Raw genomic sequence first — 17,174 nt, 5'->3', positions numbered from 1 at the left:
ATCTCCTGGAGTTAAAAAATTATTGCTGCCAACCGCCACCCAGAGCGGTATATAAGGAAACTTCGTTAACCTGACGGGCATAATTCAGGTCGAGTAAGGTTTGTCGGGTAGCAAATAAAGAACGTTCGGCATCCAGCACTTCCAGATAACTTACCGCGCCGTGCTGATATAACGTCCGCGCCCGTTGCAGGGTAATTTGCAACGACGCCAGATAACGCTGCTGAGCGCTGATTTGATCATTCAGGCTTTGGCGTAACGCCAGCGCATCGGCCACTTCTTTAAAGGCGTTCTGGATTTTCTGTTCATAATTCACCACCGACTGCTGCTGGCGAATTTCAGCGATATCCAGATTGGCCTGGTTACGTCCGGCATTAAAAATGGGGATCTCAATTTTGGGGATAAAATTCCACATCCCGCTGCTGGCGTTAAATAATGACGACAGATCGCTGCTGGCGGTTGATATTCCGCTGGTCAGGCTTATAGACGGAAAAAATGCCGCGCGTGCAGCACCAATATTGGCATTGGCCGCCATTAATGCATGTTCGGCTTCCATAATATCCGGGCGTTGCAATAAGATTTGCGATGACAAACCCGCCGGTAATTTAACGCTTTGCAAGCTGTCGCTGTTTGCTGCCTGCGCTTGCGGCAGCTTGCCGTAGCGTCCCAATAACAGTTGCAACGCATTATTCGCCTGCGCCAGTTCCCCCTGACGTTTAGCAATATCGCTACGGGTACTTTCAATCACCCCGCGAGCCTGTTCCAGCGCCAGAACATTGCTGCTACCGGTTAACAGTTGTTTTTCGACAAACGCATATGACTGTTGATAATTACGCAGCGTTTCTTCGGCTATTTGCAATTGCGCATAAGCCAGTTGCTGGTTGTAATAGCTTTGCGCGACATTCGAAACCAGCAGAATATGCACCGCGCGCCGGGCTTCCTCAGTAGCTAAATAATTTTGTCGCTCGGCTTCGCTCATGTTCTTTAAGCGACCGAAAAAATCGAGGTCAAAACTGGCGTTAAGGCCAGTCGAGAACTCCCGTGTCGTGGCGGTATTGCCTTTAAGATTACCGCTCCAGTTGCCGCTACCCTCGCCGTTGAGTTGCGGGTAGCGATCGGCATCGGTCAGTCGATATTGCGCCCGCGCCTCCTGCACTTTTAGCGCCGCCATACGCAAATCCCGGTTATTCGCCAGCGCCTCGCTAATCAGCGTCTTCACCTGATTATCAACAAAAAAGGTGCGCCAGCCCGCACTCTGGTAATTATCGACCGGGTTGATCAGGCTGTTCTGGCTTAACGAAAACTGCTGCGGCACGGGCATTGCCGGGCGCTGATAATCCGGTGCCAGTGAGCAACCACTTAGCGCGAGGGCCACACAAAGTGTCAGGAGTTTACAATGAGACATAGGCGCATAATTTCTGGTGATTTTATGCCGCCAACTTTACCCGCCAGGCTCTGATTTTCCGGTGACAGGAAAATGACAAAATTGTCATTTTGCCAATAAGCGATTGCCATCTGATCGCGCTCCTCTAGAATTGGCCGGGCAGTATGCGGAGGAAACATGAAACTGTTGATTGTCGAAGATGAAAAGAAAACCGGCGAATATCTGACCAAAGGGTTAACCGAAGCCGGTTTTGTGGTCGATTTGGCCGATAACGGACTTAACGGCTACCATCTGGCGATGACTGGAGATTACGACCTGATAATCCTCGATATTATGCTGCCAGACGTGAACGGCTGGGATATCGTGCGCATGTTGCGTTCTGCCAACAAAGGGATGCCGATTCTGCTGCTCAGCGCGCTGGGTACGATTGAACATCGCGTCAAGGGGCTGGAGCTGGGAGCGGATGATTATCTGGTGAAGCCATTCGCTTTTGCTGAACTACTGGCGCGGGTGCGCACCTTACTGCGGCGCGGAGCGGCGGTGATTATCGAAAGCCAGTTTCAGGTTGCCGACCTGATGGTCGATCTTGTCAGCCGCAAAGTCACCCGTAGCGGCACGCGTATCACTTTGACCAGTAAAGAATTTACCCTGCTGGAGTTTTTCCTCCGTCATCAGGGCGAAGTACTGCCCCGCTCGCTTATCGCTTCACAGGTATGGGACATGAATTTTGACAGCGACACCAACGCCATTGATGTGGCGGTGAAGCGACTGCGCGGCAAAATCGACAATGATTTTGAGCCAAAGCTGATTCAAACCGTGCGTGGCGTGGGTTACATGCTTGAGGTGCCGGATGGCCAATAAGCCATTTCAGCGCCCGTTTTCGCTGGCAACCCGCCTGACCTTTTTTATCAGCCTTGCCACCATCGCGGCATTTTTCGCCTTTGCATGGATCATGATCCACTCGGTAAAAGTCCATTTTGCTGAGCAGGATATTAATGATTTAAAAGAGATTAGCACCACCCTTGAACGGGTACTTAATCACCCTGACGAGACACAAGCCCGACGCTTAATGACGCTGGAAGATATCGTCAGTGGTTATTCCAACGTCTTGATTTCCCTGGCAGATAGCCACGGTAAAACGGTATATCACTCCCCAGGCGCGCCGGATATCCGCGAGTTTGCACGCGATGCCATACCCGATAAAGACGCACGTGGTGGTGAGGTGTATCTCCTCTCCGGCCCGACGATTATGATGCCGGGCCACGGTCACGGGCATAGGGAACACAGCAACTGGCGGATGATTAACTTGTCGGTTGGCCCGCTGGTGGACGGCAAACCGGCTTATACGCTCTACATTGCGCTGTCGATCGATTTTCATCTTCATTACATAAATGATTTGATGAATAAACTTGTAATGACTGCATCGATCATCAGCATCCTGATCGTCTTTATCGTGCTGCTGGCGGTACATAAAGGTCACGCGCCGATCCGCAGCGTCAGCCGCCAGATCCAGAATATCACTTCGAAAGATCTCGACGTTCGCCTGGACCCGCAGACCGTGCCGATTGAGCTGGAGCAACTGGTGCTGTCGTTTAATCATATGATTGAACGTATTGAAGATGTCTTTACCCGCCAGTCCAACTTCTCGGCAGATATCGCCCACGAAATTCGCACGCCAATTACGAATCTGGTGACGCAAACGGAAATTGCCCTGAGTCAGTCGCGCAGCCAGAAGGAACTGGAAGATGTGCTCTACTCTAATCTGGAAGAGTTGACGCGAATGGCGAAAATGGTCAGCGATATGCTGTTTCTCGCCCAGGCCGATAACAACCAGCTAATCCCGGAAAAGAAAATGCTCAATCTGGCAGATGAAGTCAGCAAAGTTTTCGATTTTTTCGAGGCGTTAGCGGAAGATCGCGGCGTGGAACTGCGATTTGTTGGCGACAAGTGTCAGGTCGCGGGCGATCCGCTGATGTTGCGTCGGGCGTTAAGCAACCTGCTTTCTAACGCCCTGCGTTATACGCCGCCCGGAGAGGCAATTGTAGTGCGTTGCCAGACTACCGATCGCCAGGTACAGGTTACCGTCGAAAACCCCGGTACGCCCATTCCGCCCGAACACTTACCGCGATTGTTCGACCGCTTCTACCGCGTTGACCCCTCCCGCCAACGAAAAGGTGAAGGTAGCGGCATTGGCCTGGCGATTGTGAAATCGATTGTTGTCGCGCATAAAGGCACGGTTGCGGTAACGTCAGATGCGCGTGGGACAAGGTTTGTGATCTCATTACCCGCTTAATCATTCAGCAAACAGCAACTTTTATCACCAGTGTAAAAATAACGTGCCGCAATAGTCATACCTATTAATGGTAAAAAGCTGTCACAATTCATAAAAAACCTTAATATACGCCACCCTAAACATAAGCAGCGTTAATGTAAGGTTTTGGCGTGGACTGGCTTCTTGATGTTTTTGCTACCTGGCTTTATGGCTTAAAAGTAATCGCGATAACGTTAGCGGTCATAATGTTCATCAGCGGACTGGACGATTTTTTCATTGATGTCGTCTACTGGGTTCGTCGCATTAAGCGCAAGTTGAGTGTTTATCGGCGCTACCCACGAATGAGTTACCGCGAACTGTACAAACCAGATGAAAAACCGTTAGCGATTATGGTTCCGGCGTGGAATGAAACTGGCGTCATCGGCAATATGGCCGAGCTGGCGGCAACCACGCTCGACTATGAAAACTATCATATCTTTGTCGGCACTTACCCGAACGACCCCGATACTCAGCGTGATGTTGACGAAGTGTGTGCTCGCTTCCCGAACGTGCATAAGGTGGTCTGCGCACGTCCTGGCCCCACCAGCAAAGCAGATTGTCTGAACAATGTGCTGGACGCCATCACCCAGTTTGAGCGAAGCGCCAATTTCGCCTTTGCGGGTTTTATTCTGCATGACGCCGAAGATGTGATTTCGCCAATGGAACTGCGTCTGTTCAACTACCTTGTCGAGCGTAAGGATCTGATTCAGATCCCGGTGTATCCGTTCGAACGCGAATGGACGCACTTCACCAGCATGACCTATATCGATGAGTTTTCCGAACTGCATGGCAAAGATGTTCCGGTGCGTGAAGCCCTCGCCGGACAGGTGCCCAGCGCAGGTGTTGGCACCTGTTTCAGCCGCCGCGCCGTGACCGCGCTGTTGGCTGACGGTGACGGCATTGCTTTTGACGTGCAAAGTCTCACCGAAGATTACGACATTGGTTTCCGCCTGAAAGAGAAAGGAATGACGGAGATTTTTGTCCGTTTTCCGGTGGTGGACGAAGCTAAAGAACGCGAGCAGCGTAAATTTTTACAGCACGCGCGGACGTCAAACATGATCTGCGTGCGCGAATATTTCCCCGATACCTTTTCCACCGCAGTGCGTCAAAAGTCTCGCTGGATCATCGGCATTGTTTTCCAGGGATTTAAAACCCATAAATGGACTTCCAGCCTGACACTCAACTACTTTCTCTGGCGTGACCGCAAAGGGGCAATCAGCAACTTTGTTAGTTTCCTCGCGATGCTGGTGATGATCCAACTTTTGCTGTTACTGGCGTATGAAAGTTTATGCCCTGATGCCTGGCATTTTCTTTCTATTTTCAGCGGCAGCGCATGGTTAATGACCCTGCTATGGCTAAACTTTGGCTTGATGGTTAACCGTATTGTGCAACGGGTGATTTTTGTCACTGGTTACTACGGCCTGACGCAGGGCCTGCTATCCGTCCTGCGGCTATTCTGGGGCAACCTGATTAACTTTATGGCTAACTGGCGCGCGTTGAAACAGGTGCTTCAACATGGCGATCCGCGTCGCGTAGCGTGGGATAAAACGACGCACGATTTCCCCAGCGTGACTGGCGATACCCGTTCGTTGCGCCCGTTAGGTCAAATTCTGCTGGAAAATCAGGTCATCACCGAAGAACAACTCGATACAGCACTGCGTAATCGCGTCGAAGGTCTGCGTCTCGGCGGTTCGATGCTGATGCAAGGGTTGATCAGCGCAGAGCAACTGGCGCAGGCGCTGGCTGAGCAAAACGGCGTGGCATGGGAATCAATCGATGCCTGGCAGATCCCTTCCTCGCTGATTGCCGAAATGCCGGCTTCCGTAGCACTGCATTATGCGGTGCTGCCGCTGCGTCTGGAAAATGATGAGTTAATTGTCGGTAGTGAAGACGGCATTGATCCGGTGTCACTGGCGGCACTGACGCGCAAGGTTGGACGTAAAGTGCGCTACGTCATTGTTCTGCGCGGGCAAATTGTCACCGGATTACGCCACTGGTATGCACGCCGCCGCGGTCACGATCCGCGGGCAATGTTGTACAATGCGGTTCAGCATCAGTGGCTCACGGAACAACAGGCCAGCGATATTTGGCAGCAATATGTGCCGCATCAGTTCCTGTTTGCCGAAATACTGACCACACTCGGCCATATTAATCGTTCAGCGATTAATGTGCTGCTACTGCGTCATGAACGCAGCTCTCTGCCGCTCGGCAAATTTTTGGTTACTGAAGGTGTCATCAGCCAGGAAACGCTGGATCGCGTACTGACAATTCAACGCGAATTACAAGTTTCGATGCAATCTCTATTACTCAAAGCAGGTTTAACCACAGAACAGGTTGCGCAACTGGAGTCCGAAAATGAAGGAAAATAACCTTAATCGCATCATCGGATGGTCTGGTTTACTGCTGACGTCTTTATTGAGTACTGGCGCACTCGCAGACAATATTGGCACCAGCGCCAAAGAGCTGGGGCTTAGCGACTATCGCCATTTTGTTATTTATCCCCGCCTCGATAAGGCGCTGAAAGCACAGAAAAATAACGACGAAGCAACCGCCATCCGTGAATTTGAATATATTCATCAGCAGGTGCCGGATAATATTCCGCTGACTTTATATCTGGCAGAAGCCTATCGCCATTTTGGTCATGATGACCGCGCGCGGCTGTTGCTTGAGGATCAGCTTAAACGAACTCCCGGCGATGCCCGGCTTCAACGTAGCCTTGCGGCAATTCCTGTGGAAGTCAAAACAGTGAATACCGTCGAGGAACTGCTGGCCCAGCAAAAAGCGTGCGATGCTGCGCCGACTCTGCGTTGCCGCAGTGAAGTTGGGCAGAATGCGCTGCGGCTGGCACAGTTATCTGTTGCCAAAGCGCAACTGAACGATGCGACGTTTGCCGCATCGCCGGAAGGAAAAACGTTACGAACCGCTCTGCTGCAACGCGCAATCTACCTGAAACAATGGTCCCAGGCGGATACGCTATACAATGAAGCACGCCAGCAGAATACATTAAGCGCAGCAGAGCGCCGTCAGTGGTTTGACGTGCTTCTTGCCGGGCATCTGGATGATCGGATCCTGGCGCTGCAATCAGTGGGGATCTTCACCGATCCACAGTCGTATATTACTTACGCGACCGCACTGGCTTATCGTGGCGAAAAAGCACGCCTCCAGCGTTATCTCGCTGAAAACAAACCTCTGTTCACTACGGACTTACAAGAGAAAAGCTGGCTCTATCTGTTATCAAAATACAGTGACACTCCGGTGCAAGCGTTGGCGAATTACACGGTACAGTTTGCCGATAACCGCCAGTACGTTATTGGCGCAACGCTTCCGGAGCTGTTAAAAGAGGGTCAGTACGACGCGGCGCAAAAACTGCTCGCCACCCTCCCCGCCAATGAAATGCTTGAAGAGCGTTATGCCGTCAGTGTGGCAACCCACAACAGAGTTGAAGCACTACGTCTGGCGCGGTTGCTGTATCAGCGAGAACCAGCAAATCTTACGCGCCTGGATCAACTGACCTGGCAACTGATGCAGAACGGACAGTCACGTGAAGCTGCCGATTTGTTACTGCAACGCTACCCTTTCCAGGGCGATGCAAGCGCCAGCCATACGTTAATGACGCGGCTGGCGTCTCTGTTGGAAAGTCATCCTTACCTGGCAACGCCAGCGAAAGTGGCGATTTTATCGAAACCGTTGCCGCTGGCGGCGCAACGCCAGTGGCAAAGCCAGTTGCCGGGTATTGCTGACAATTGCCCGGCAATCGTCCGTTTACTGGGCGATATGTCACCGACTTACGATGCAGCCGCCTGGAACCGTCTGGCGAAGTGTTATCGGGAGACGCTACCTGGTGTGGCGTTGTATGCATGGCTTCAGGCAGAAAAACGGCAACCGAACGCGTGGCAACATCGCGCGGTGGCCTATCAGGCGTATCAGGTTGAAGACTACGCCACCGCACTGGCGGCCTGGCAGAAAATCAGTCTTCACGACATGAGCAATGAAGATCTGCTCGCTGCCGCCAATACCGCCCAGGCGGCTGGAAATGGCACGGCTCGCGATCGCTGGCTTCAGCAGGCAGAACAACGCGGGCTGGGCAACAATGCTCAGTATTGGTGGCTACATGCACAACGTTATATTCCTGCTCAGCCAGAACTTGCACTGAACGATCTCACTCGATCAATTAACATTGCGCCTTCAGCTAACGCTTACGTTGCGCGGGCGACGATTTATCGGCAACGTCATAATGTCTCAGCGGCAGTGAGCGATTTGCGCGCCGCTCTGGAACTGGAACCGAATAACAGCAATACCCAGGCGGCGCTCGGTTACGCCTTGTGGGATAGCGGCGATATCGCGCAGTCGCGGGAGATGCTGGAACAGGCGCATAAAGGGCTACCGGACGATCCGGCACTCATCAGACAACTGGCTTACGTGAATCAGCGTCTGGATGATATGCCTGCGACGCAACACTACGCCCGGCTGGTGATTGATGACATTGATAACCAGGCGCTGATTACACCGCTGACACCGGAACAAAATCAGCAACGCTTCAATTTCCGTCGTCTGCATGAGGACGTTGGTCGCCGCTGGACGTTCAGTTTCGATTCCTCCATCGGCTTGCGTTCCGGCGCGATGAGTTCAGCTAGCAATAACGTCGGTGGCGCTGCGCCAGGTAAAAGCTATCGTAGCTACGGACAACTGGAAGCCGAATACCGCATCGGGCGCAATATACTGCTGGAAGGCGACCTGCTTTCGGTTTACAGCCGTGTGTTTGCCGATACCGGAGAAAACAGTGTGGTGATGCCGGTGAAAAATCCGATGTCCGGCACCGGCCTGCGCTGGAAGCCGCTGCGCGATCAGATCTTTTTCCTTGCCGTTGAACAGCAGTTCCCACTGAATGGGCAAAATGGCACCTCCGACACCATGCTGCGTGCCAGCGCCTCGTTCTTTAACGGCGGTAAATACAGCGATGAGTGGCACCCGAACGGTTCAGGCTGGTTTGCCCAAAATCTGTATCTCGATGCGGCGCAATATGTCCGCCAGGATATTCAGGCGTGGACGGCTGATTACCGTGTGAGCTGGCATCAGAAAGTCGCGAACGGGCAGACAATCGAACCTTACGCTCACATACAGGATAACGGCTATCGTGATAAAGGCACTCAGGGCGCACAGCTTGGTGGCGTCGGCGTGCGCTGGAATATCTGGACCGGCGAGACGCATTACGATGCCTGGCCGCACAAAGTCAGTCTCGGCGTCGAATATCAGCATACCTTTAAGGTGATTAATCAACGTAGCGGGGAGCGCAACAACGCGTTTCTCACCATTGGAGTGCACTGGTAAATGCGTAAGTTCATTTTCGTATTGCTGACACTGCTCCTGGTCAGCCCTTTTTCCTTTGCAATGAAAGGTATTATCTGGCAACCGCAAAACCGTGACAGTCAGGTCACCGACGCCCAGTGGCAGGGACTGATGAGTCAGTTGCGTCTCCAGGGCTTCGACACCCTGATTCTGCAATGGACTCGTTATGGCGATGCATTCACCCAGCCAGAACAGCGCGCGTTATTGTTTAAGCGTGCCGCAGCAGCGCAACAGGCTGGTCTGAAGCTGATTGTTGGTCTGAACGCCGATCCGGAATTTTTTCTGCATCAGAAGCAGTCATCTGCAGCGCTGGAAAGCTACCTTAATCGCCTGCTGGCCGCCGATCTCCAGCAAGCCAGATTATGGCGTGCCACGCCTGGCGTAACGCCGGATGGCTGGTACATCAGTGCGGAAATTGACGATCTGAACTGGCGCAGTGAAGCCGCCCGACAACCTTTACTAAAATGGTTAAACAATACGCAGCGACTGATTAGCGATGTTTCAGCAAAACCGGTTTATATCAGTAGCTTTTTCGCTGGCAATATGTCGCCCGATGGCTATCGGCAACTGCTGGAACAAGTTAGAGCGACAGGCGTTAATGTCTGGGTACAGGATGGCGGCGGCGTTGATAAACTCACCGCCGAACAGCGTGACCGTTATCTGCAAGCCAGCGCAGATTGCCAAACTGCCTCACCCGCCAGCGGCATTGTTTATGAGTTGTTTGTCGCGGGCAAAGGTAAAACGTTTGCAGCTAAACCAAAACCGAATGCGGAGATCGCCTCGCTACTAGCAAAACGTTCCGCCTGTGGCAAAGACGCACTCTATTTCTCTCTGCGCTATTTGCCCGTCGCGCGTGGCATCCTCGAGTATTAATTGTTTAAGGGAGCAACTTTGCTTGCTCCCTTCCTTTTCACTTGCCTGATCAGAATCCTGTCTGTATTAATTCTCAGTTTTCAACGCATTTTATGCGTCTGACGTTTTTCAATTATTTAACCAAACCGCGATCAAAAAGTGATAGTGTAATTTGCGAAAGAGGAGGCGTTAAAGGAAGAATATAGGTGAAACTAATTTCATCGACTAACTGTTTGTTCTGGAGGTCTTCATTCTCCTACCGGTCAATAGATAACCGGAAGGTTTTAAACTGCTGTTTGTCATGAAACTTCAAAGCTCATTCTTTCATACGTTATCTTTTAATTATCTGCCCTCCAGTCAAATATTCTTATCAGCGGTTACACCATTATATTCACAATAAACATCATTACCCGCTTTACCATTTGTCACCACATGATAGTTGCCATCAGATCTTGCAATGCTTCGGCTCAGGATTACGCTTGCGACGATTTGGCACTTTCCAGATATTCCCGTACATAACACAAATAAGCGGCGTAACCACTACTCAGAGGGATTATATAATCATATTTATACCGCTATATAACTTTTAAATAAGAACAATTATTCATCAAGCGCATTAATATCAGCATATTCCTTTACACAGGAATAAAACCTTTTATTTAATAAACAAAGAGAGTCAATGATGAGTAAAATTACAGGCGTTTTAGTTGACAACCATATCTATGATATTAAAAATGATATGACGAATGGTTACCATTTCCCTAACTGCTTGTTTCCAGGTGCCACCTTTAAGATGGTCATTGATAATGACCCGGTTAATAATGGCAAGGTAAAATGGAGCTGTAGCACTGATGCAGACAATAATGTTCTGGCGATCAGTCAGGATGGCACAGTAACTTTTCCTGACGTTGACGAAAAGTGCATCGGGAATATTTTTGCCATTTTCGCTACTGATAAATCAACGAACAAATCTGCCGGTATTTATATTTTTACCGTGAAGCGTTTTTTCAAATACAGCATTGAAGCTTATGATTCAGTTAAAGATATTTTACCGTGGGTTAAAAAAATGAACGGAGAATTTCCCGAAGCGCAGGATATCGATAGTTACGATTATAATGATCATGATTCAGGGCATATTATTAAGCGAGAAGTTAACGCAGGACTTTACCAGGAATGGGGCGATGTAGCTAATAGTGGATGGAAAACAAATAGTGAATGTGCGGGCATTTGTAGAATTTACGCTTTTAATAAAGAAGATAATATTTATTATTGGCTTAAAAATGATGGGGTCAGACAGGAATTGAGCGTGGGTTTCACCGCTCAGGCAGTTGCATCCTACGGTGAATCCATCGCCTGATTGTGTTTTTGTCCACTATCATTTGTATTATTGTAGCGTAAACATTCACTGAAATTATAAAATTTAACTTACGTAAAACCACCCGTTCAGCGGGTGGTTCTCATATTTATCCACGATGTGGATGAAGTTTAAAAAACAAACAGACTTAAGAGTTTCTTGTTATATTGCTATAAACCATTTAATCACAAAATGCCGACAGTATTTCTTGCCTACAACTTTGTTATTGCTATTCAAAACACAAATATGGCAATCCCCTGCTCCACTTGCCAAAAAACATTTACCTGCAGTATAAAAAAGCAGCCCGTATAAACATACGAGCTGACGTATTTCATTAAACTCGAACGAAACTATTTTTAATGTGGTGCGCTTCGTGACAATAAGTTAATTACCAACACTCCGGCACAAATCAACATCATGCCTATAATGGCTGGAAGATCCAGCCGTTGGCCGAAAAATCCCCAGGACAGTAAACTAATCAGGACGATACCGACTCCTGACCAGATAGCATAAGCAATCCCTGTAGGAATATAAGCCAGCGTCTGAGCTAATAACCAGAATGATGTACAGTAACAAATAATTGTACCAACAGAGGGCCATAACCGTGTAAAACCCTCTGAAAACTTCATTAAGGTTGTACCAATAACCTCTGCAAGTATTGCACCACCAAGATAAATATAAGGGTTCATAGCATATTCATTCCTGTTAATACCGGAGAGAATTGTACTACAGTTCGAACTTAACTCACTGGTTCCCCCTGGTGCATTCATTGATGCTCTTCATCAGTGCTTCAGGGAATGGGCGGATGGGGATCCATAGAAATGGTGCGTAGATATGCTCACCTTACGTCTAATCATTTGACAGAGCACGCGAGGAAAATAGACGATATTTTTGGTAATGATGCCCCAAATACGTCCACTCTGAAATTATGAAGGTGGTAAAGAAGGTGTAACTGGTTGAATTGTAATGGCGCGCCCTGCAGGATTCGAACCTGCGGCCCACGACTTAGAAGGTCGTTGCTCTATCCAACTGAGCTAAGGGCGCATTGATACCACGATGTGCTGTAATCGCGTGAATTATACGGTCAACCCTTGCTGAGTCAATGGCTTTTGAACTGGTTGCTGAACAAGTGTACGGTCGTGTCTGATTTATCTCACTACGACGGCAAACCAACGGCGGTTATCATTATCGGCGTTAATCTGCCTGGTACAGAAGGTTTTACTTTTCAGAAAACGAAAACTGACAGCGCGCTACGCTTCTGACAAAATAGACGCATCCCCTTCGACCTACGTAACAGATGGAATCCTCTCTCTGATGGCAGCAAAGATTATTGACGGTAAAACGATTGCGCAGCAGGTGCGCTCTGAAGTTGCTCAAAAAGTTCAGGCACGCGTTGCGGCCGGACTGCGGGCGCCAGGACTGGCCGTTGTGCTGGTCGGCAGCAACCCTGCATCGCAAATTTATGTCGCAAGCAAACGCAAAGCTTGCGAAGAAGTCGGGTTCGTCTCCCGCTCCTATGACCTTCCTGAAACCACCAGCGAAGCAGAACTGCTTGAGCTTATCGATGCGCTGAATGCCGACAATACCATCGATGGTATTCTGGTGCAGTTGCCGCTTCCGGCGGGAATTGACTACGTAAAAGTACTGGAACGTATTCACCCGGACAAAGACGTAGACGGTTTCCATCCTTATAACGTTGGTCGTCTGTGCCAGCGTGCGCCGCGCCTGCGTCCTTGCACCCCGCGCGGTATCGTCACGCTGCTTGAGCGTTACAACATTGATACCTTTGGCCTTAATGCTGTGGTGATTGGTGCATCGAATATCGTCGGTCGCCCGATGAGCATGGAACTGCTACTGGCAGGTTGCACCACCACCGTGACTCACCGCTTCACCAAAAATCTGCGTCATCATGTGGAAAACGCCGATTTGTTGATCGTCGCCGTCGGCAAGCCAGGCTTTATTCCCGGTGACTGGATCAAAGAAGGCGCAATTGTGATTGATGTCGGTATCAACCGTCTGGAAAATGGCAAAGTTGTGGGCGACGTCGTGTTTGAAGAAGCGGCTAAGCGCGCCTCATACATTACGCCTGTTCCCGGCGGCGTTGGCCCAATGACGGTTGCCACGCTGATTGAAAACACGCTACAGGCGTGCGTTGAATATCATGATCCACAGGGTGAGTAACATGGCGACATTTTCTTTAGGTAAACATCCGCACGTTGAGCTGTGCGACTTGCTGAAACTGGAAGGCTGGAGCGAAAGCGGCGCGCAGGCGAAAATCGCGATTGCTGAAGGCCAGGTGAAAGTCGACGGCGCAGTTGAAACGCGCAAACGTTGCAAAATCGTCGCCGGTCAGACAGTGAGTTTTGCAGGTCACAGCGTACAGGTTGTTGCCTGACCCCATTCCGGCCTGCCTGTATGCAGGCCGATTCTCTTTTCAGACCTTTGCCCTCTTCGTTGCTTTCATTCATGCTGTTAGCATCAACATTTTGCCGAAGCAATCATCATGCCAACCGTTATTACCCACGCCGCCGTCCCCCTTTGTATTGGTTTAGGGTTGGGGTCGAAAATCATCCCGCCGCGTCTGTTATTTGCCGGAATCATCCTGGCGATGCTGCCAAACGCCGACGTATTGTCGTTTAAATTTGGCGTTGCCTACGGCAATGTTTTTGGCCATCGCGGTTTTACTCATTCGCTGGTATTTGCGTTTGTTGTCCCGCTGTTATGCGTGCTTATTGGGCATCGATGGTTCAGGACGGGGCTGATTCGCTGCTGGCTATTTTTAACCGTATCGCTGCTATCACACAGCTTGCTGGATTCGGTAACCACTGGCGGCAAAGGTGTTGGCTGGTTGTGGCCGTGGTCAGAGGAACGATTTTTCGCCCCCTGGCAGGTGATTAAAGTCGCGCCGTTTGCGTTATCGCGTTACACCACGCCATATGGGCATCAGGTGATTATTTCAGAGCTAATGTGGGTATGGCTACCAGGAATAATAGTGATGGGAATATTGTGGTGGAGCAGGCGTAAATTGCGCTGAGCGTATCCTCTCCCTTGCGGGAGAGGATAAGAGTGAGGGTGTTACTTACGACGCCAGGTGGTTCCTTGCGGACCATCTTCCAGCACGATCCCCATCTCGTTAAGACGATCACGCGCCGCATCCGCTGCCGCCCAGTCTTTGGCTTTACGAGCATCCAGACGCTGTTGAATTAACGCTTCAATCTCAGCCACTTCGCTGTCGTCTGCCTGTGCGCCGCTTTGCAGGAACACCTCCGGTTCTTGCTCCAGCAGACCCAGCACGGCAGAGAGTTTACGCAGGTGAGACGCCATTGCGTTCGCCGCTGCCATATCTTCTGCTTTCAGACGGTTCACTTCACGCGCCATATCAAACAACACGGAATAGGCTTCCGGCGTGTTGAAGTCGTCATTCATCGCCTCGATAAAGCGCGCTTCAAACGCTTCGCCACCCGCAGGAGCAACGGTTTTGTCTGTGCCACGCAGCGCAGTGTAGAGACGTTCCAGCGCCGCACGCGCCTGTTTCAGGTTCTCTTCACTGTAGTTCAACTGGCTGCGATAGTGACCCGACATCAGGAAGTAACGCACGGTTTCGGCGTCGTAGTATTTCAGCACATCGCGCACGGTGAAGAAGTTACCCAGCGATTTGGACATCTTCTCGCGGTCAACCATCACCATGCCGGAGTGCATCCAGTAGTTGACGTATTGACCATCGTGCGCACAGGTGGACTGGGCAATTTCGTTCTCGTGGTGCGGGAACATCAGATCAGAACCGCCGCCGTGGATATCAAAGTGATTACCCAACTGTTTGCAGTTCATTGCCGAACATTCAATGTGCCAGCCAGGACGCCCCGCGCCCCACGGAGAAGGCCAGCTCGGTTCGCCCTCTTTCGACATCTTCCACAGCACGAAGTCCATCGGGTTGCGTTTGTCATCGACCACGTCAACGCGCGCGCCTGCCTGCAACTGGTCGAGATCCTGACGCGAGAGCACGCCGTAAGTTGGATCGGTCGGTACGTCGAACATCACGTCGCCGTTGTCCGCCACATAGGCGTGACCTTTAGCAATCAGTTGTTCAGTGAGTTCAATAATTTCTGCGATATGGTGCGTTGCACGCGGCTCCATGTCCGGGCGCAGGATATTCAAAGCATCGAAATCTTTGTGCATTTCAGCGATCATGCGATCCACCAGTGCCACAAAGCTTTCGCCGTTTTCATTGGCGCGTTTGATGATTTTGTCGTCGATATCGGTAATGTTGCGCACATACTTCAGCTTATAACCGAGGAAACGCAGGTAACGCGCAACTACGTCAAAGGCGACAAAAGTACGCCCATGACCAATATGACAGAGATCGTAAACGGTGATTCCACACACGTACATGCCGACTTCCCCGGCGTGAATAGGCTTAAATTCCTCTTTTTGGCGTGTCAGAGTATTGAAGATTTTTAGCATCGAAGATTCCGTTTAGACATGTGTGGGTAATTGAGTTGCGTATAATACCCATATTTCCCGCGCGAATCAGCATACATTGCGAGATGATCCGATCGTGCGGTTATGCTATAACACCACCCTATATATGACCCGAACCGGGTTGAAGCACCAATCAAACGGAACAGGATGCAAAAATGGTTACTTTCCACACCAATCACGGCGATATTGTCATCAAAACTTTTGACGATAAAGCACCTGAAACAGTTAAAAACTTCCTGGACTACTGCCGCGAAGGTTTTTACAACAACACCATTTTCCACCGTGTTATCAACGGCTTTATGATTCAGGGCGGCGGTTTTGAACCGGGCATGAAGCAAAAAGCCACCAAAGAGCCAATCAAAAACGAAGCCAACAACGGTCTGAAAAACACCCGTGGTACGCTGGCAATGGCTCGTACTCAGGCTCCGCACTCTGCAACTGCCCAGTTCTTCATCAACGTGGTTGATAACGACTTCCTGAACTTCTCCGGCGAGAGCCTGCAAGGTTGGGGTTACTGCGTATTTGCCGAAGTGGTTGAAGGCATGGACGTAGTCGACAAAATCAAAGGTGTCGCAACCGGTCGTAGCGGTATGCACCAGGACGTGCCAAAAGAAGACGTTATCATTGAAAGCGTGACCGTTAGCGAGTAATCGTGGCGACACTCTTTATTGCAGATCTTCATCTCTGCGTGGAAGAACCGGCGATCACCGCCGGTTTTCTGCGTTTTTTAGCGGGAGAAGCCCGCAAGGCCGACGCGCTGTATATTCTTGGCGATCTGTTTGAAGCATGGATTGGCGACGATGATCCCAGCCCGTTTCATCGCCAGATGGCGGCGGCGATCAAAGCGGTATCCGACTCCGGCGTTCCCTGTTATTTCATTCATGGCAACCGTGATTTTCTGCTCGGCAAACGCTTTGCCCGTGAAAGCGGTATGACGTTATTGCCAGAAGAAAAAGTGCTCGAACTTTATGGTCGTCGGGTGCTGATTATGCATGGCGACACGCTGTGCACCGATGACGTCGGTTATCAGGCTTTTCGCGCCAAAGTCCACAAGCCCTGGTTGCAAACGCTATTCCTCGCCCTGCCGCTGTTTTTACGTAAACGTATTGCTGCGCGAATGCGCGCAAACAGTAAAGAAGCCAACAGCAGTAAATCGCTGGCGATCATGGACGTTAACCAAAACGCGGTGGTCAGTGCGATGGAAAAGCATCAGGTGCAATGGCTGATCCACGGGCATACGCATCGCCCGGCGGTGCATGAACTCATCGCCAATGCGCAACCTGCTTTCCGCGTCGTGCTGGGAGCCTGGCATACCGAAGGTTCGATGGTGAAAGTCACGGCAGATGACGTTGAGCTAATCCATTTTCCTTTCTGACCGCGAATGAACAGATTCTGAAAAAGCGCCAGACTACCGCAACCTGTATATCTTTTTCTGAGTCAGCAAGGTAATA

The 17,174-nt window shown here is 50.5% G+C and carries 15 protein-coding genes, 1 tRNA gene and 1 pseudogene; 13 read left to right on the top strand and 4 right to left on the bottom strand.

Annotated features, from left to right (window positions below; translation table 11 throughout):
- Nucleotides 1-19: 19 nt before the first annotated feature.
- The gene (gene cusC / locus A31E_RS19475; RefSeq protein WP_001515936.1) at nt 20-1,402 is read right to left on the bottom strand and encodes a Cu(+)/Ag(+) efflux RND transporter outer membrane channel CusC; all 1,383 of its coding nucleotides are present in this window, start codon (nt 1,400-1,402) and stop codon (nt 20-22) included.
- Between the two features lie 156 nt (nt 1,403-1,558).
- Here cusC and cusR point away from each other — a divergent pair, with 156 nt between their 5' ends.
- From cusR to A31E_RS19510, 6 genes are all read left to right on the top strand, one after another.
- Nucleotides 1,559-2,242 carry a copper response regulator transcription factor CusR gene (gene cusR, locus A31E_RS19485; protein WP_000770938.1) on the top strand — a complete coding sequence of 228 codons (684 nt, stop codon included), beginning with the start codon at nt 1,559-1,561 and terminating at the stop codon, nt 2,240-2,242.
- On the top strand, nt 2,232-3,674 hold the full coding sequence (gene cusS, locus A31E_RS19490) for a Cu(+)/Ag(+) sensor histidine kinase CusS (RefSeq protein ID WP_001284605.1): 1,443 nt from the start codon (nt 2,232-2,234) through the stop codon (nt 3,672-3,674). The genes cusR and cusS overlap by 11 nt, the downstream gene beginning before the upstream one ends.
- Before the next feature lie 149 nt (nt 3,675-3,823).
- Nucleotides 3,824-6,061, top strand: a complete 2,238-nt coding sequence (gene nrfB, locus A31E_RS19495) for a cyclic di-3',5'-guanylate-activated glycosyltransferase NfrB (RefSeq protein WP_016248444.1) — start codon at nt 3,824-3,826, stop codon at nt 6,059-6,061.
- Entirely contained in the window at nt 6,048-9,020 is a 2,973-nt protein-coding gene (nfrA, locus tag A31E_RS19500) for a bacteriophage adsorption protein NfrA (RefSeq protein ID WP_016248443.1), read from the top strand. The genes nrfB and nfrA overlap by 14 nt, the downstream gene beginning before the upstream one ends.
- Entirely contained in the window at nt 9,021-9,911 is an 891-nt protein-coding gene (locus tag A31E_RS19505; protein ID WP_016248442.1) for a DUF4434 family protein, read from the top strand.
- A gap of 658 nt (nt 9,912-10,569) precedes the next feature.
- Nucleotides 10,570-11,247, top strand: coding sequence for a hypothetical protein (locus A31E_RS19510; RefSeq protein WP_016248441.1), 678 nt, complete (start codon nt 10,570-10,572; stop codon nt 11,245-11,247).
- Nucleotides 11,248-11,600: 353 nt separating this feature from the next.
- Here A31E_RS19510 and emrE read toward each other — a convergent pair whose 3' ends face one another.
- Nucleotides 11,601-11,933, bottom strand: a complete 333-nt coding sequence (gene emrE / locus A31E_RS19515; RefSeq protein ID WP_001070455.1) for a multidrug efflux SMR transporter EmrE — start codon at nt 11,931-11,933, stop codon at nt 11,601-11,603.
- A gap of 93 nt (nt 11,934-12,026) precedes the next feature.
- Here emrE and A31E_RS0122185 point away from each other — a divergent pair.
- Nucleotides 12,027-12,196: pseudogene (locus A31E_RS0122185) on the top strand (integrase); the annotation flags it as partial.
- A 15-nt stretch (nt 12,197-12,211) separates the two neighbouring features.
- Here the strand turns inward: A31E_RS0122185 and A31E_RS19520 are convergent.
- A tRNA-Arg gene (locus tag A31E_RS19520) sits at nt 12,212-12,288 on the bottom strand.
- Nucleotides 12,289-12,383: 95 nt separating this feature from the next.
- Between A31E_RS19520 and A31E_RS26360 the strand changes: the two genes are divergently transcribed.
- The 4 genes from A31E_RS26360 to A31E_RS19535 all read left to right on the top strand — a co-directional run bounded on the left by A31E_RS26360 (nt 12,384) and on the right by A31E_RS19535 (nt 14,278).
- On the top strand, nt 12,384-12,506 hold the full coding sequence (locus tag A31E_RS26360) for a hypothetical protein (RefSeq protein ID WP_256734171.1): 123 nt from the start codon (nt 12,384-12,386) through the stop codon (nt 12,504-12,506).
- Nucleotides 12,507-12,558: 52 nt separating this feature from the next.
- Nucleotides 12,559-13,425, top strand: coding sequence for a bifunctional methylenetetrahydrofolate dehydrogenase/methenyltetrahydrofolate cyclohydrolase FolD (folD, locus tag A31E_RS19525; RefSeq protein WP_000729173.1), 867 nt, complete (start codon nt 12,559-12,561; stop codon nt 13,423-13,425).
- A 1-nt stretch (nt 13,426) separates the two neighbouring features.
- The gene (gene ybcJ, locus A31E_RS19530; RefSeq protein ID WP_000190288.1) at nt 13,427-13,639 is read left to right on the top strand and encodes a ribosome-associated protein YbcJ; all 213 of its coding nucleotides are present in this window, start codon (nt 13,427-13,429) and stop codon (nt 13,637-13,639) included.
- A 108-nt stretch (nt 13,640-13,747) separates the two neighbouring features.
- Nucleotides 13,748-14,278 (top strand): metal-dependent hydrolase, encoded by a 531-nt coding sequence (locus A31E_RS19535; protein WP_016248440.1) that lies wholly within the window; start codon nt 13,748-13,750, stop codon nt 14,276-14,278.
- A gap of 41 nt (nt 14,279-14,319) precedes the next feature.
- Here the strand turns inward: A31E_RS19535 and cysS are convergent, their stop codons facing one another.
- A complete protein-coding gene (gene cysS / locus A31E_RS19540) occupies nt 14,320-15,705 on the bottom strand; it encodes a cysteine--tRNA ligase (protein ID WP_016248439.1) in 1,386 nt (461 codons plus the stop codon).
- Nucleotides 15,706-15,878: 173 nt separating this feature from the next.
- Between cysS and ppiB the strand changes: the two genes are divergently transcribed.
- Both ppiB and lpxH read left to right on the top strand, forming a co-directional pair.
- Nucleotides 15,879-16,373, top strand: coding sequence for a peptidylprolyl isomerase B (gene ppiB / locus A31E_RS19545; RefSeq protein ID WP_000256002.1), 495 nt, complete (start codon nt 15,879-15,881; stop codon nt 16,371-16,373).
- A 2-nt stretch (nt 16,374-16,375) separates the two neighbouring features.
- On the top strand, nt 16,376-17,098 hold the full coding sequence (gene lpxH / locus A31E_RS19550) for a UDP-2,3-diacylglucosamine diphosphatase (protein ID WP_000212261.1): 723 nt from the start codon (nt 16,376-16,378) through the stop codon (nt 17,096-17,098).
- The last annotated feature ends 76 nt before the right edge of the window (nt 17,099-17,174 follow it).

Source organism: Escherichia sp. KTE159, assembly GCF_000408805.1.
In the GTDB taxonomy this organism is placed as follows: Bacteria; Pseudomonadota; Gammaproteobacteria; order Enterobacterales; family Enterobacteriaceae; genus Escherichia; species Escherichia marmotae.
Note: the sequence above shows the minus strand (reverse complement) of the source record. Positions and strands in the feature narration are given on the sequence as shown.